Genomic DNA, 15,842 nt, shown 5'->3' on the forward strand with positions numbered 1-15,842 from the left:
ATCACCGCTCCGGCCGGACCCGGTGCTTGGACAGGTGGGCCAGCACCGCCTGGTTGGCCTCCCAGCCGTCCGGGAACTTCACCGGCACGCCGAGCTGGACCGGTTCGGCCGACGGGTGGGCGTCCAGCAGCTCGGGGATGCCCGCCCTGGCCACCACCACGCAGGCGTGGCGATGCCGGGAGGTCAGCACGCACAGCCGCCCCGACTCCAGGTGGAACGCGGTGGCGTCGCGCCGCCCGGAGAGCGGGTGCAGCACGATCGTCACGTCGTACTCCCGGCCCTGCAGCCGGTTGGCGGTGTCCACGGTGATCTCCGGCGGCACCCCGGCGGCCCTGATCGCGGCGACCTGGTCGCGGTGCGCGGCGCCGACGGCGATCCGGCCCGCGGTCACCGGGTGGGCGCCCCGCTCGGAGTACGCGACCGGGCCGCGCTGCAGCAGCCGCACCGCCAGCTCCGCGGTCGCCCGTACGGCCTCGGCGTCGGTGCGCACGGTGTGGCGGTTCGGAAGCTCGTACAGCGCCCAGCCCGACGCGGCCGCCTCCTCCAGCGCCCGGTCCTGGCAGGTGCGCATGCCGTCCACGGTGAACTCCAGCCTCCGGTCGGCGTGACCGGTCCCGGCGCGGAAGCCGGTGAACGGGTAGAACGCCTCGGAGATCACCGGTGCCGCCGAGGCGGGCAGCCGCCAGGAGACCGGCAGCCGGTGCACCGGCAGGTCGGGGTTGTGCCGCAGCAGCACCGCGACCGCGCTCTGCACCGGGTCCCACGACAGGCCCGCCCAGCGGTCGCCGTCCACGATGGAGAACGGGTCGAGCTGGCCGGGGTCGCCGACGAACAGCGACCGCTCGAACAGCGAGGCGATGCGCAGCAGCTTGTCCGACCGCATCTGGTACGCCTCGTCCACGATGGCCCAGGGCCAGGTGCGGTCGCCGACCCAGGCCCACTTGTCGGCGGTGGCGATCACCACCGCGGGGTCCCCGAGGTCGGGGAGCTTGCCCGCGACCGAGACGTTGGGACGGGCGAGGATGCGTCCGGGCGTGATGTACCCGCTCGCCGACAGGCGGCCGATCGGCAGGTCGGGGTGCTCGGTCGCGAGCCGTTCCACGAGGTCGTCGACCTGCTCGTTGGTCTGGGCGACGATCATCAGCGGCTCGCCGGTCTCGGCGATGTGCCCGGCGGCCCGCACCACCAGCGTGGACTTGCCCGCGCCCGGAGGGGAGTCCACCACCACGCCGCGGTGGCGGGGCAGGTCGGCCAGGACGGCGTCCACCACGGCGGCCGCCTCCTGCCGCGGCGTCGGGTGGGCGCTCACAGCCACTCCTCCTGCGCGTCGTCGTCGCTCGGGACGTACTCCTGCGGGGGGCCGCCGTGGGTCCACGGCGTCCGCTCGGGATCGGGCAGCGCCGCCGACGACTGGAAGTCGTCGGTCAGCGAGGTGTACGAGACCCGCTCGCCCGGCTCGGGCACCGACCCGGGGACCGGTGTCCTGCCCCGCCCCATGCCCTTGACGATCTTCAAGGTGATCTCCCCGCCCGCGATCTCGACGATCTCGGCGGCGTGCCCGCGGCGGTCGGGGCTGCCGACCACGGTGCCGGGGGTGAGCCGTACCGGGTCGCCGGTCCGGACCGTGACCAGCGGCCGGAGCTTGCGCGAGCGGCCCTCGCCCTCGCTGTGCTCGGGGTCGGCGGACGTCACCGTCCCGGCGAACGCCTCGCCGGTCAGCCGGTACTCGGCCATGAGCAGTGGGTCGTCGTGGGCCCGCTGCACGTCGTAGCTGGCCCGGGCCCGCTCCAGCCCGGCCAGCCGGGCCGCCGCGCCGACCGCCCCGTCCCTGCGCGCCTGCGGCGGCCCGCCCTCGGCGACCCGCTCGGTGAACCGGGTGAACGACCCGCGGTCGAGCTCCCAGCGGTCCTTGACCCGCGCCCCCTCGGGCAGGGAGCGCAACAGCTCCACCGCCCGCCACATCAGCCGCCAGGTGGGGTCGAGCTGGGTGCGCAGCGCCTGGCTCACCCGGTCGACGGCACGGTCGGTCGGCGCCTCCTCGTAGGCGCGGATCGCGGGACCGAGCACCTCGTTGTCGAAGCCGGGGTCGGTGGCCGGACCGGCCGGGGGCCACAGCAGCGGGTCCTCGGCCTCCTCGGCGGCCTGGCGCCCGGAGGTACCGGGCGGGGGATCGATCCATCCCATCAGCGCCGCGAGGTTGGCGTCCTCCAGGCCGCTCTGCCCGGTGGCCCAGTGCAGGCTCAGCGCCTCGGTCGCCACCAGCAGCATCGACGAGCCGGGCTGCTGCGACCGGTCGGCGAAGTACGTCAGCCACCGGCCGAGCAGCGGCACCGACGGGTGGACCGGGTAGGGGCCGTCGGCCCGGCGGAACCGGGTGGAGCGGCCCAGCAGCCCGACGAACGAGGCCGCCGACCGGTTCGGCACCAGGATCTGCGGCGCGTCCAGGCACCGCTCGTACGGCTCGCCGCTCCTGCGCTCGACCGTCTCGGTGCTCTTGGCGAACCCCTCGACGTACGGCAGCAGCACCTCGGCCAGCCCGGCGGCGAAGGCGAACCGCAGGTCCCGGTTGCGCGGCTGGGGCACGACGAGCAGCCGGGGATGGCCCGGGTCGGTGCCCACCATGGCGGCCAGCGGCGCGGCGGCCTCACCCGCGAGCTTGAGCGGGATGAGCACCATCGGCTGGGCGGAGACGTGGCAGTGCCGGACCGTGGTGATCCGCTGCGCGACACCGTCCCGGATCGCCCGCAGCTGCGCCAGCGCCGTCAGCGCGCTCATCCGCGGACCGCCCGCGCCGCGCCGTCCCGGGTCGCGCCGGTCCGTCGCGGGGAGGGCGACGGCGTCCCCGAGGTCCTCCGGGTGTCACCCGTCCTCACCGCAGCGACTCCTCGCGCAACCGGTTCGCCAGCCGCAGCAGGCGGGCGATCTCCTCCTGGCCCTCGGCGGGCTCGCGGGTGCCCTCGGCCAGGCCGAGCGCCTCATCCACCCCGGAGACGCCGCCCAGCTGGTCGCGGACCTGACGCCCCAGCAGGTCGGTGGACCCGCAGGCGCGCGCCTCGTGACGGCAGAACATGCACATGTCACAGGTGGACAGGCAGTCCGGGGCGTACCGGGCAGGCACCCGCATCAGCGCCTGGGCGAGCTCGTCGGCCGAGCGGGTCGGCACGCCGTCCTCGCCGGGTGCCAGGTCGAAGGTGACGTCGGCGGGCAGGCCCTGGAGCAGCTGCTCGATCCTGGTCATCCGGGTGAGCTGGCGGTTGAGCACCGAGAGCTGCTTGCGCACGTCGACCAGGGCGGCCGTCGGGCGGTTGGCGAAGTTCTCCGGGCAGACCAGGACCACGTCGTGGGAGACCCGCAGCGGGTCGTGCCCGAGATCGGCCATGAGCGTGCGCAGCGCCAGCACGTACACCGCCGCCTGACGGGCCGCCGCCGCCACCTTGTCCGGCTCGGCCTGCCCGTCGATCATGCCGAACGACTTGATCTCCACGATGTGGAAGCGCCCGCCGATCTGGAAGGCGACCACGTCGGGCTCCAGGTAGGAGGTGTGCCCGGCGATCTCCAGGCTGAGCAGCGGGTGGTCGTAGAAGACCGCGGAGCCGTCGTCCTGGCGTGCCGCGCGGTCGATCAGCGCCCGCGTGTGGGAGTGGCGCAGGTGGGAGCCGACGCTCTCCACGTCCTGGTAGCCGACCTGCTCGACGGGCAGGTCCAGCAGCTCGCGCAGCAGCCGGAGCAGCTCGGCGCAGCCGTTCTCCTTCACCAGGGCCTCGAACACGTTCCCGCGAGTGATCGCGAACTGCGACTGGCCGAACGGCGCGGGGAAGCCGACGTGCCGGGCCGTGAGGTCCTTGTCCACGCCGGCGGCGTCCATCACCGCCCTGCGGGTGCAGCCGGGGTTGGCGGCCAGCGCGGCGATGGCCCGCGCGTCGTGCGGTCGCGAGGGCACCGGCCCGCGCAGCTCGTCGAGCCTGATCACGACGGCTCTGTCCCGGACCGTGCTCACGAGCCGGTCCTTCCGTCCAGCCTGGTCTTCATCAGGCCCCCCTCACGGCGTTCATCGCGGTGACGCCGAACAGGCGCTCCGCGTCCGGTAGTTGCCTCGTGGCCCGCGCCGCCACCTCGGCGCGCTGCGCGGCGTCGGTGGCGCGGTGCACCTCCAGCTCGGCCCGGGCCGCGCGGATCGCGGTCGCGGGACTGGCCGGGGCGAACCCCTCGACGGCGCCCGGGATGTTCTGCGCCATCCGCGACAGCAGCCGCACCGCGCCCGCGGGCGGTTCCGCCAGCCGCGTCAGGTGCTCGGCGATGCGCATGGTCGAGACGAGGAAGTCGACGCGCGGGCTCAGCGGCCCGAGGACCCGCCGCTCCGGCGGCCACGTGCTGTCGGCCAGCAGCCCCCGGGCGGGGGAGAGGCGGTCGGTCAGCGCGGCGCACAGGTAGTACGGCCTGGCGTACGGGTCCCCCCGGAAGGAGCGCTCCTCGTCGCGGCGCAGGCTCGTCAGCTGGGATCCGCGCAGCTCGCGGGAGAAGAACGCGTCGTTCACCGCCACGATCAGCTTGGCCGACGTCGGCACCCCCAGCATGGCCAGCGCCTGGTGGACCTGCTCCCTGATGGGGAGCAGCGAGGCCCCGGACTCGCGCGGGGCGGGCGCCGGGACCGGCGCCGGGACGGGGGCCTCGACGGCCACCGCCGCGTCCCAGGCCTGCTCGGCCCGGCGCAGGTCCCCGCGGAGCGTCCTGGCGAGCGAGTTCTCCCTCGCCTTGACCGCCCGTCGCACCTCGGCGCGGAGGTCGGCTATTCGCCGTTCCAGCGCGTCCAGTGAATCACTCACGGCCCGGAGCGTAACAGGAGTTCCACCTGTCTCCCGTGTATTCCAGCCATTTCCAGCATTAGGCGTGTCGGATTAAAGACTAATAATCGGGCGAAAGGAACATTTAATACGAAAGATCACCGACGGCGTCGGCGGGCTCGGGGAACCAGGAGGGGAGCGGGCGGGTGTGCACCACGTCCAGCCGCGACACCGCGCGGGTCAGGGCGACGTAGAGCAGATGGGGACCCCGCGTCCCGGTCCCCGCGATCTGCGCGGGCTCGACCACCACCACGTGGTCGTACTCCAGGCCCTTGGCCATCGAGACGGGCACGGCGGTGACGCGGCCCGCGCAGGTGCCGTCACCCAGGGGGGAGACCTCGACGCCCCCGGCGGCCAGCGCGGCCGTCAGCGCGTCCAGCGCGGTGTCGGCCGCGATCACCGCGACCGAGCCCTCGTGGCCGAGCGCGGCGCGTACCGCGGCCACCGTGCCCTCGCCCGGATCGGACGCCGCACGGACGGCCAGGCGGCCGTCCGTGCGGAACGAGCGGGTCCCGGGCACGTCCACGGCCAGCTCCTCCAGCAGCCGGTTGGCGACCGCCACCACGGCCGCGGGTACCCGGAATCCCGTGGTCAGGGCGATCAGCCGCGCCTCGGGCCTGCCCAGGTGGGCGAGCTGGTCCCGCCAGGCGCGGGCCGCCCACGGCGTGGTGCCCTGCGCCAGGTCGCCGAGCACGGTGATCGAGCCGTGCTCGCTCCTGCGCGCGATCGCCCGGCACTGCATCGGGGAGAGGTCCTGGGCCTCGTCGACGATGACGTGACCGTGGCCCCGCGGGCGCTCCAGCAGCCCGGAGATCTCGTCGAGCAGCACCATGTCGGCCGCCGACCACCTCGCGCTCCTGAACGAGCGCGGGGGCCGGGCCCACAGGAGCGCGGCCCGCTCGGCGGGGGACAGGACGCCGTCCGCGGCCTCGTCCAGCACGGCGGGATCGCCGAGGACCTCCGCCAGCACCTCCTCCGGCCGGACGGCCGGCCAGACCGCGTCGACGTACCCGGTGACCGCCCTGGCCGTCCTGCGCGCCCAGGCCGCGTTCACGTTCTGCCCGCGCGCCTCGGCCTGCCGCAGCAGCAGGGCCACGACCCGCGAGAGCACGCGTTCGCGGCCCACCCCGTACGAGGTCGTCTCCCGCAGCGCGCCGGTCACGACGAGGCGGAACTCCTCGGCCCCGATCCGCCACCGGTAGGAGCCGTCGGGGACGGCGATCCCGTCCGCCGGCCGCGTCACCCGCCGGTACAGCGCCCGGCGCAGCACCCGTGCCATCCGGGCGTCGTGCTTGACGACCGCGGTCTCCTCGGGGTCCTCGGCCCGCAGCGGCCCGCGCGCCAGCAGGCCGTCCACGGTGGTCTGCTCGACGTCGACCTCGCCCAGCGCCGGGAGCACGGCCGCGATGTACCCCAGGAAGGCCCGGTTGGGGCCGAGGATCAGCACGCCCGCGCGCGAGAGCCGCTGCCGGTGGGTGTAGAGCAGGTAGGCGGCCCGGTGCAGCCCCACCGCGGTCTTGCCGGTGCCGGGCGCCCCCTGGACGCAGATCGACTCCTCCAGGCCGGCGCGGACCAGCTCGTCCTGCTCGGGCTGGATGGTGGCCACGATGTCGCGCATCGGCCCGACGCGGGGCCGTTCGATCTCGGCGGCCACGATCCGGCTCGCCACCCCCGCCGTCACATCCGCCGTCGCTCCCGCCTCGTCCCCGGATCCCTCCCCGGGGTCTTGACCAGGGTCTTGGCCGCCATCGAGGAGCTCGTCCTCGAAGCCGGTCAGCGCCACCGGGTCCCGGGACCAGCCGAAACGACGCCGTACGGACACCCCGCGCGGGTCGCGGGCGCTCGCCCGGTAGAACGCGGTGGAGACCGGGGCACGCCAGTCGATCACCATCGGCTGCCGCCCGGAGCCGCCGGAGACGTGCCGGCGGCCGATGTAGTAGCGCTGGCCGCCGTGCTCGGCGGAGGCGGGGCCGAAGTCCAGGCGGCCGAAGAACGGCGGGCCGTCCGGTCGTTCCTCCAGCTCCTTGGCCTGGCTCCTGAGGTCGTAGCCCAGCCTCTCGGCGCTGTAGCGGTCGCCCGCGACCCGCTCGCCGACGACGACGTTCGACCGTGCCCCGTCGATCATCCGGCGGACGGCCGCCTCGCACTCCGCCAGGTAGGCCCGCTCACCGTCGAGTCCACCGTCGAGTCCACCGTCGAGCTCACCGTCGAGCCCGCCGTCGGGTCCGGCACCGGTCATCACGCATCACCCCTAAATGTTAACTCGGTAAATATATTAACCGAGTTAACGACCTGTTAGGCTGGAACGCGTGACAGGGCTTCGTGAACGCAAGAGACGGCAGGTCCACGAGACGATCTCGGCGACGGCCGTCTCGCTCTTCCTGGAGCGGGGGTTCGACGAGGTGTCGGTCGCGGAGGTCGCGGCGGCGGCGGAGGTCTCCAAGCCGACGCTGTTCAAGTACTTCCCGACCAAGGAGGACCTCGTCCTGCACCGCATCTCCGACCATCAGGGCGAGGCCGCCCGGGTCGTGCGGGAACGGGGGCCGGGCCAGGCGCCGCTGGAGGCGCTGCACCGGCACTTCCTGGCCGGTCTGGAACGGCGGGACCCCGTGACGGGGCTCAACGACCATCCCGAGGTGCTCGGCTACCACCGGATGGTCTTCACCACGCCCGCCCTGGCGGCGCGGGTCTTCCGGTACATGGCCCTGGACGAGGAGGCGCTCGCCGTGGCGCTCACCGAGGTCACCGACGACCTCACCGCCCGGCTCGTCGCGGGGCAGGTGCTGACCGTGCAGCGGGTGCTGGCCCGGCGCAACTGGCAGGTGCTGGTGGAGGGGGAGACGGCCGAGCGGGCCCATCCCGCGGCCGTCGCCGCCGCCGACCACGCCTTCGCCCTGCTCCCGGAGATCGGCTGACCGCCCCTCCCCGCCCGGCCGGGGAGGGGCGGCGGGGCGTCCCCCGTGAGGGCGGGCGGCCCCGTGCGCGCCGCCCGCCGTGGTGCTCAGCCCGCGATCTCGCTGCGGTCGGCCGACCACAGGGTGTGGAAGGAGCCCTCCAGGTCCACCCGCTGGTAGGTGTGCGCGCCGAAGAAGTCGCGCTGTCCCTGGATCAGGGCCGCGGGCAGCCGCTCGGCGCGCAACCCGTCGTAGTAGGCCAGCGCGGTCGCGAAACCGGGGGCCGGGATGCCCAGCTCCGCGGCCTTGGCCACCACCCGCCGCCAGGAGTCCTGCGCCAGGGTCAGCGCGTCGGCGAAGTAGGGGGCGGCGAGCAGGGTGACCGGCTTCTCCTCCGCCTCGTACGCCTCCCGGATGCGGTCCAGGAAGACGGCGCGGATGATGCAGCCGCCCCGCCAGATCGTGGCCAGCGCGCCGAGGTCGAGGTCCCACGCGTACTCGGTGCTGCCGGCCCGGAGCTGGTCGAAGCCCTGGGCGTAGGCGACGATCTTCGAGGCGTACAGCGCCCGCCGCACGTCCTCGGCGAAGTCCTCGCCGAGGGTCCCGGCCGGCACGCCCGACGGGCCGGGCAGGCCGCGTGCGGCGGCCCGCAGGTCCGCGTGGCCCGACAGGGAGCGCGCGAACACCGCCTCGGCGATGCCGCTCACCGGGACGCCCAGGTCCAGCGCGATCTGCACCGTCCAGCGGCCGGTGCCCTTCTGCTCGGCACGGTCGGCGATCACGTCGACCAACGGCGTACCGGTGACCGCGTCGACCTGGCGGAGCACCTCCGCGGTGATCTCGATCAGGTACGAGGACAGCTCGCCCTCGTTCCACTCGGCGAAGATGTCCGCCAGCTCCGCCGGGGTCCGGCCGAGCCCCTGCCTGAGCAGGTCGTAGGCCTCGGCGATGAGCTGCATGTCGGCGTACTCGATGCCGTTGTGCACCATCTTCACGAAGTGCCCGGCCCCGTCGGGGCCGATGTGCGTGCAGCAGGGCACGCCGTCCACCTTGGCCGCGATGTCCTCCAGCAGCGGCCCCAGCGCCTGGTACGACTCCTTCGAGCCACCGGGCATGATGCTCGGCCCGAGCAGCGCGCCCTCCTCCCCGCCGGAGACCCCCGCCCCGACGAAGTGCAGGCCACGCGCGCGCAGGTCGGCCTCACGCCGGCGGGTGTCGGCGAAATGGGCGTTGCCGCCGTCCACCAGCATGTCGCCCGGCTCCAGCAGGGGGGCGAACTCCTCGATCACCGCGTCGGTCGGCGCACCCGCCTTGACCATGATCAGAATACGCCGGGGGCGCTCCAGTGCCGCGACCAGTTCCTCCGGGGTGTCGCAGGGGACGAAGGTGCCCTCGTCACCGTGCTCCTCGATCAGTGCCTTCGTCCTGTACTGGGAGCGGTTGTGCACCGCCACCGAATGCCCGTGCCTGGCCAGGTTGCGGGCGAGGTTCGCCCCCATGACGGCCAGCCCTGTCACACCGATCTGTGCCTGCGTCATTGAAAACCTCCAGCTCGGAGAAACCGGTCTCGTGACCGGAAGCAGAACACGGCGGAATGCCGCGGGTGGATTCATCGAAAACCTGAGCGAATGATTCCGGACGTCACCACTGTCCTGACCTACGCGAACCACAAGACGGGCGTTCACGTTCCGCTCCCGTCCAATTTTTCACGGCCGGTATCTCCGCTGTGCACCTACCCCAACAAAAGGCACCAAGAGGACACCGGAACCGTGCGATCGGTGGACGAAGCGCCCTCCCGCGGCACCGTCCGCACCCGGTGGGAACCCTCGCCCGGCCCCGGCCCGCTCAGGCCCGCCCAGGCCCTAGGCGGCGAGGGGTCAGCGGCCGAAGCCGGACAGCGAGCTCTCCCTGCCGACGAGACCGCCCAGGCACCGGTAGACCCGTACCCCGTCCTGGAACCGCGCCTGGGAGGGCGGCAGCACCGTCCCGTGCCACCTGCTCTCCCGATCGTTGCGCCGGTCGTGCATGGAGGCGAACATCACCGTGCCCGAGCAGACCTTCCTCACCGCCGGGTGATCCTCCAGGGAGGCCAGGTCGCCGACGAGCGTGCCCCGCGGCAACGGGGCGATCGCGTACGTCTGCCACGAGTGCTCCCGCGTGCAGTCGATCCGCCGGGCCGTGGTGTCACCCGCGATCGAGACCAGGCCGCCCCAGCACTCCGCCTTCGCCGGGCACGCGGCCCCCGCCCCCGCCACCCTTGCCGCCGGGCAGCCCTGGGTGACCGTGGCGATCCCGAACCCCTGGGAGGCGCCGGTGCTCGGGGCCGCGTTCTCGGCGTTCTCGGCGCTCCCGGTGTTCCCGGTGTTCCCGGGGTCCTTGGCGGCCTCGGCGGCCTCGGCGGCCTGGTCGTCCCCGGCGGCGCCGTCGCGCACCGCCGGGACGTCCGCCGGGGAGGTGGCGGAGTCGCGGTTCTCCATGAAGATCAACCCGATCCCGACCAGCAGCAGGATCACGAAGGCCGCGGCCAGCGCGGCGAAGACCCGCGCGTTGGAGGGGGGCGTATGCTCGGCCACCGCCCCCGGAGCCCGGGTGTTCGACGTCCCCCTCAGACTCGGCGACGTCGAGTGCGAGCGCGCCGGCGCGCCCCCGGTGACGTCACGGACCGCCGGTCCCGCGTACGCCGCCCCGGCGCGCGGCGGGGAGAACCCCTCGTGCCCCTCGGCGTAGGCCACCGGCCGGCCGGAACGCGGCGGGACCTGCGGTGTGACAGGGGGCGGGACGGGTGAGGCGACCGGCCGCGGGATGAAGGACGCGCCCGGAACGGACCGGTCCAGGCGCAGGTCGGTGAGGGCGTCGCGCAACGCGGACACCGACGGGGTACGGAGCGCCGGGTCCGGCGCCATCGCCGCCCTGAGCACGGCGGTCAGCTCCGGCGGCACACCCGGGATCTCGGGGATCGGCAGCCGGTGCAGGGCCATGATGACCGCGATGTTGACCACGCCGCTCTCCGGGAACCGCGGAGGCCGCCCCGAGAGCAGCGCGTACAGCGTGGCCGCCAGGGAGTACACGTCCCCGGCGGCCGACGGCTCGGTGAGCTCGAACGCCTCGGGCGGGGCGTAGGCGGGGGTGAGGGACTCGCGCGTCACCGACGCCTCGGCGCCCGAGGACGGCATGGTGGCCAGCCCGAAGTCCGACAGCACCACGTTGCCGTACCGGTTGATCAGGATGTTGGCGGGCTTGATGTCCCGGTGCAGCACCCCGGCGGCGTGCGCGGCCGACAGCGCGTCGGCGATCCGGATGCCGATGTCGGCGACCTCGGCGGGAGGCAGCCGCTTCTCGGCCCGCATCCGGTCGAGCAGCGACCCGCCCGGGCACAGCTCCAGGACCATGTACGGCCGCCCGTCGGGCAGCACCCCGGCGTCGTAGACATGGGCGACGTGCGGGTGACCGGACAGGGCGCCCGCGGAGGTCACCTCGCGCATGAAACGGCGCCGGTCCCGCTCCGAGACCAGCACCCGGTTGTCCACCTTGAGCGCCACCTCGCGCTCCACCGCCAGCTGCCTGGCCCGGTAGACGATCCCGAAACCGCCCTGGCCGAGCACGCCGGACACCTCGTAGCCCGGCACCGCAAAGGCGCCTGCTTCGGCCACCTGCCACCTCCTGGAGACGATCGGCAGATTACCGGACATCCACGACGTGCCGGCGGAGAGCCCGAACCTCCCGGGCCCCGTCCTCCCGCCCGCCGGGGCGAGGCCGTGCCGGGGGCGCCGTCCCCGTCAGCTCCGGTCGAGCAGGCGTGCGGGGGCCGTCCGTCCCGAGCCGACGGCGTGCTCGTCGTCGAGCCGCGCCAGCAGCGCGTCCCAGCGGGCACCGATGGTGTCGAGGTCGTAGTCCGCCGCCGTCCGCGCGGCACCGGCACCGAGCGCGACGCGCAGCTCCCGGTCCTCGATCACCCGGCAGAGCGCCTCGGCGAGCGCCGCGGGCCGTCCCGGGGGGACGAGCAACCCGTTGTACCCGTCCCGGACGATCTCCCTGGGGCCGTGCGGGCAGTCGAAGCTGACCACCGGCACCCCTTTGCTCATCGCCTCCAGGACCGTCATGCTGAACCCCTCGTGACGCGAGCTGACCACGTGGATCGAGGCTCGCGACAGCTCCCGGCCGATCTCGGCCGAGCTGCCCATGAGCAGCATGCTCCCCGAGAGACCGGCCTCCTTGATCCGGGCGCGCAGCTTGCGCTCGGCCTGGGCCCTGCCCCGCCCGTAGACGCGCAGCACCCAGTCGGGATGCGCCGCGGCGACCGGCTGCCAGGCCTTCACCAGCAGGTCGAAGCCCTTGGCGTGCACCAGCCTGCCGATGGCGATCACGACCTTCTCGTCCAGCTTCGAGACCTCCCCGGCGAGCGGGGGCACGGCGTTGGGAATGCGCAGCAGCATCCGGGGCGGCGGCCTCAGCGCCCTGCGGTAACGCTCCAGGTCCCTCTCGGTGAGGGTGACGAAGGCGTCCAGTCTGCCGTAGCGCCGCTTGATGAGCCGGACGACCCCTGGGGAGTGCATGTCGAGGGCCACGTGTTCCTGGCCGATGGTGATCACACCGGGGGGCGCGAACAGCGCGGTGATCAGGTTGAACCCCGGCCGGGTGGAGATCACCACGCCGGTGCGCATGGACCGCAGGAACCGGACCATGCGCAGGTCCGTCAGCAGCGAGAACGTCCGGTAGGCGTTCTCCCCCCGCGGGACCAGCACGCTCGGCACGCGCGCCAGCAGCGTCGCCACCGTCCCCCGCGGCCGGGTCCTGTCGTCCAGGAACGACACCCGCACGCCCGGCGGGATCGGGAAGAACGGCTTCTCCGCCGTCCGGACCACGCTGACGATCTCCACGTCGCGCTCGCGCGCCAGATGACCGGCCAGGTTCAGCACCGTCCTGATGGTGCCGCCCATCCCGTAGGCGTGCTGCAGCAGGATCCGGATCGTTCCCGTGGACGCGACCGGGGCACGCCGAGCCCGCCTGGAGTTGAGCACCCGCAGCAGCAGGAACGCCCCTCGCAGGCAGACCCGGAGCGCTCTCCGCCCTGCCCGCCGCCCCAGGCGCCCGACGCGCCGCGGCAGTCCCGTCTCCCGGCGCCCGACACGGCGGGACACCGCCCGTCCCCGGTGCGCCGCCCGCCGGAGTGCCTCCGGTACGTGCCGTCCCAGGCGCCTTTCGCTCTCCCGAGCCTTCCCCGACATGATGAGAACCCCCCGCCGGTCTCGCCCTGCCTGCGTCTCATTCCCCGAGCCGCCCACCCCAAAGCGTGCAGACCGGACAGGAGGTCCATGCGGGGGTCCCGGCCTATGCTGTTCCCTCCGGACGAGGGGAGCGCCGTTCCCTCCGGGGGAGAGGGGATCGGCGGTGGGCGGACGGGATCCGGATCGGCGGCGGGCACTGCTCGACGCCGCGGACCGGGTGATCCGGCGCGAGGGGCCCGAGGCGTCCATGGCGTCGATCGCCGCCGAGGCCGGGATCACCAAACCCATCCTCTACCGGCACTTCGGCGACAAGAGCGGGCTCTACCAGGCCCTGGCGAACCGGCACGTGCGCACCGTGACCGGCCTGCTCCGCCCGGAGTTCGACCGCCCCGGGACCGACCTGCGCAGCCGTGCACGCGCCACGATCGACGCCTACCTGAAGATGATCGCGGCCAACCTGAACCTCTACCGTTTCCTCCTCCACCGCGCCGGGGCCGAGGACAGCCGTACCCACTCCCAGATGACCGCGATCGTGCGCGGCCTCGGGGAGGAGATCGGCACGGTGATCGCCGCCGAGGGGGTCGTACCCGACCCGGTCCGTGCGCAGGTGCTCGGGCACGCCTTCGTCGGCATGGTCCAGGCCACCGGTGACTGGTGGCTGGAGCACCCCGAGGTGGACCGGGCCGAGGTCGTCGAAGGGCTGGTCACCGTGATCGTGGCGACGATGCCGGTCACGCCGCCGCGCTGACCGCGTCCTCTCCCCGGCGCCCTTCTTCCGAGGACGTCTTCCCTGCGGCGGGACACCTGTCCGGGCGACGCGGGGCGGCCGGTCCGCGACCCTACTCGCCGAACCGGGACAGGCGTCCGCGGGTACGGGCGTGCCGTAGCGCCCACGCGAACAGGGCCAGCGCGCCGGCGAGGTAGACGGCGTCGAGCAGAGCCGCCCAGGCGAGGCTCTGCCACGGTACGGCGCCGCCGTTCAGGACCGTCCGCATCCCGGTGAAGACATGGGTGGCCGGAAGGAACTCCGCGACGACCCGGAGCGGAGCGGGAAGCGTCTCGACCGGGTAGAAGATCCCCGACAGCGGTTGCACGACGAAGACCAGCGACCAGGCGATGACCTGGGCGTTCTCGCCGAAGCGCAGCACCGCGCAGATCCCCACCAGGCCGAGGGACCACCCCATCACCAGCAACAGCGCCATGAACGGGACCATCCCCGCGCCCATGCTCGTGATGCCGAAGCCGTAGAGGGCGAGAGCCATCACCGACATGAACGCGACGGCGAAGAGGACCTTGCTGAACGAGAACACGATCAGCCCGATCACGTACTCGACGTTGGAGAGCGGGCTCACCTGCACGTTCAGCAGGTTCCGGCTCCAGATGTCCTCCAGGAAGGCGATGGAGATCTCGTTGCTGGCCTTCTGGAGCACCTGCCACAGCAGGACCGCGCCGAGCAGGAAGGTGGCGATGAAGGGCACCCGCTGCGACTGAAGGAAGACCGTGACGAAGCCCCAGACGGTCAGCTCGACCATGGGCCAGAAGATGATCTCGAACATCCGGACCGGGCTGCGGCGAAGCGCAGCGAGGTCACGGAAGACCACCCCGCTGATCCGCCGCCTGCGGGCGGCCGTTCCGAGCGGGGGAAGGGTCGCGGTCATGGTCGCGCCTCCCGTCATGAGCGCGCCACCTTGAGAAAGACCTCTTCAAGGTCCTCCGCCCCGTAGACGTTCGTGAGTTCGGCGGCGCTGCCGCTGGCCACGATCTCGCCCTGGGACATGAAATGGATCCGGTGGCACATCCGTTCCACCTCCTGCATGTTGTGCGACGTGATGAGCATCGCCCGTCCGCTCTCCGAGGCCACCCGGACGAGCAGGTTGCGGATCCGGTCACCGGCGTCGGGGTCGAGGTTGGCGGTGGGCTCGTCCAGGATGAGCAGGCTCGGCTCGTTGATCAGGGCCTTGGCCAGCTGTACGCGGGTGCGCTGGCCGGAGGAGAGCTCCATCACGCGGCGCCTGCGCAACGGGCCCAGGTCCAGCAGCTCGACGACCTCCTCGACCCTGGCCCGGGGCCTGCGCACGGCGTACAGCCGGGCGAAGGCGTCGAGCACCTCCCGCACCTGCAGGACGCCGGGGAGGTCGACGTAGCTCGCCGCGAAGTTGATCTGGCTGAGCACCTCGGTCCGGTGCCGGTCCAGATCCAGGCCGAACATGCGGATGCTGCCGCTGTCCGGTGTGATCAGCCCGAGGAGCATGTGCAGTGTCGTCGACTTGCCGGCGCCGTTGGGACCGAGCAGCCCGACGACCTCGCCCTTGCCGACGGTGAGGCTCACCTCCCGCACGGCGGTCACCGGGCCGAACCTCTTCGCGAGCGCCAGAGCCTCAAGAATCACCACCAGGCAAGCGTGCGGTTCGCCGGCCGGACGGGGCAATCGGTTTTCGCCGCCGGCGAGGTCCCCGACGCGGTCTTGATTTGACGATGTGGTTCGAGGTTCATAAGCTTCACGGACCCGAGGGAGACGGCGTCGGCGCCGGGGCCTCGGAACCCTCACTGACGATCTCAACCTCCACGGGGCTTCGGTTCTGGAAGAGGGCGATTCGACATGAATCTGACGAGGTAGTACAGTAAGGGATTCCCCCGAAAAGGGGACGCCTGAATTCCGGAAGGCCAGCTTGATCGGGTCGGTTTGACACGAAAAAGCAGGGCTGAAAGAATAAAGGCACAACGAAAGAGCAAAAAGAATACAAAATGGAACGCCCCTGATGGCCGGCCGGTTGTTCGGTCGGGGATCGGGTGTACGCGTCCGTTTCTTGAGAACTCAACAGTGTGTTAAAAGCCAGTGCATGAAGCACAACCCTGTCCTAACCACCCTCGCGGGTGGGGGA

Annotated in this window: 12 protein-coding genes; 2 read left to right on the forward strand and 10 right to left on the reverse strand. The window is 72.8% G+C overall.

Going from position 1 to position 15,842, the window contains the following annotated elements; all coding sequences use genetic code 11:
* Position 1: 1 nt before the first annotated feature.
* The 5 genes from ACIBCT_RS36895 to ACIBCT_RS36915 all read right to left on the reverse strand — a co-directional run bounded on the left by ACIBCT_RS36895 (position 2) and on the right by ACIBCT_RS36915 (position 7,080).
* Positions 2-1,309: an AAA family ATPase gene (locus ACIBCT_RS36895; protein ID WP_399196641.1), complete on the reverse strand. Its 1,308-nt coding sequence runs from the start codon at positions 1,307-1,309 to the stop codon at positions 2-4.
* A complete protein-coding gene (locus ACIBCT_RS36900) occupies positions 1,306-2,775 on the reverse strand; it encodes a hypothetical protein (RefSeq protein WP_399196642.1) in 1,470 nt (489 codons plus the stop codon). Before ACIBCT_RS36900 ends, ACIBCT_RS36895 begins: the two co-directional genes overlap by 4 nt.
* A 94-nt stretch (positions 2,776-2,869) precedes the next feature.
* Positions 2,870-3,997 carry a hypothetical protein gene (locus ACIBCT_RS36905; RefSeq protein ID WP_399196644.1) on the reverse strand — a complete coding sequence of 376 codons (1,128 nt, stop codon included), beginning with the start codon at positions 3,995-3,997 and terminating at the stop codon, positions 2,870-2,872.
* Positions 3,998-4,028: 31 nt separating this feature from the next.
* A complete protein-coding gene (locus ACIBCT_RS36910) occupies positions 4,029-4,823 on the reverse strand; it encodes a hypothetical protein (protein ID WP_399196645.1) in 795 nt (264 codons plus the stop codon).
* Positions 4,824-4,926: 103 nt separating this feature from the next.
* Complete coding sequence (locus tag ACIBCT_RS36915) at positions 4,927-7,080, reverse strand: HelD family protein (protein WP_399196646.1); 2,154 nt, start codon at positions 7,078-7,080, stop codon at positions 4,927-4,929.
* A gap of 70 nt (positions 7,081-7,150) precedes the next feature.
* On the opposite strand from ACIBCT_RS36915, the gene ACIBCT_RS36920 reads away from it, so the two are divergent.
* Positions 7,151-7,756, forward strand: coding sequence for a TetR family transcriptional regulator (locus ACIBCT_RS36920; protein ID WP_399196647.1), 606 nt, complete (start codon positions 7,151-7,153; stop codon positions 7,754-7,756).
* 86 nt (positions 7,757-7,842) lie between these two features.
* Here the strand turns inward: ACIBCT_RS36920 and gndA are convergent, their stop codons facing one another.
* The 3 genes from gndA to ACIBCT_RS36935 all read right to left on the reverse strand — a co-directional run bounded on the left by gndA (position 7,843) and on the right by ACIBCT_RS36935 (position 12,873).
* The gene (gndA, locus tag ACIBCT_RS36925) at positions 7,843-9,273 is read right to left on the reverse strand and encodes an NADP-dependent phosphogluconate dehydrogenase (RefSeq protein ID WP_399196648.1); all 1,431 of its coding nucleotides are present in this window, start codon (positions 9,271-9,273) and stop codon (positions 7,843-7,845) included.
* A gap of 339 nt (positions 9,274-9,612) precedes the next feature.
* Positions 9,613-11,385: a serine/threonine-protein kinase gene (locus ACIBCT_RS36930; protein WP_399196649.1), complete on the reverse strand. Its 1,773-nt coding sequence runs from the start codon at positions 11,383-11,385 to the stop codon at positions 9,613-9,615.
* Positions 11,386-11,511: 126 nt separating this feature from the next.
* Positions 11,512-12,873 (reverse strand): glycosyltransferase family 4 protein, encoded by a 1,362-nt coding sequence (locus ACIBCT_RS36935; protein ID WP_399196650.1) that lies wholly within the window; start codon positions 12,871-12,873, stop codon positions 11,512-11,514.
* Between the two features lie 250 nt (positions 12,874-13,123).
* On the opposite strand from ACIBCT_RS36935, the gene ACIBCT_RS36940 reads away from it, so the two are divergent.
* Positions 13,124-13,708, forward strand: coding sequence for a TetR/AcrR family transcriptional regulator (locus tag ACIBCT_RS36940; RefSeq protein ID WP_399196651.1), 585 nt, complete (start codon positions 13,124-13,126; stop codon positions 13,706-13,708).
* 91 nt (positions 13,709-13,799) lie between these two features.
* Here the strand turns inward: ACIBCT_RS36940 and ACIBCT_RS36945 are convergent, their stop codons facing one another.
* Positions 13,800-14,636: an ABC transporter permease gene (locus tag ACIBCT_RS36945; RefSeq protein ID WP_399196652.1), complete on the reverse strand. Its 837-nt coding sequence runs from the start codon at positions 14,634-14,636 to the stop codon at positions 13,800-13,802.
* Entirely contained in the window at positions 14,633-15,352 is a 720-nt protein-coding gene (locus tag ACIBCT_RS36950; RefSeq protein ID WP_399196653.1) for an ABC transporter ATP-binding protein, read from the reverse strand. The genes ACIBCT_RS36945 and ACIBCT_RS36950 overlap by 4 nt, the downstream gene beginning before the upstream one ends.
* Positions 15,353-15,842 lie beyond the last annotated feature (490 nt).

Source organism: Streptosporangium sp. NPDC050855, assembly GCF_044456585.1.
GTDB classification, from domain to species: domain Bacteria; phylum Actinomycetota; class Actinomycetes; order Streptosporangiales; family Streptosporangiaceae; genus Streptosporangium; species Streptosporangium longisporum.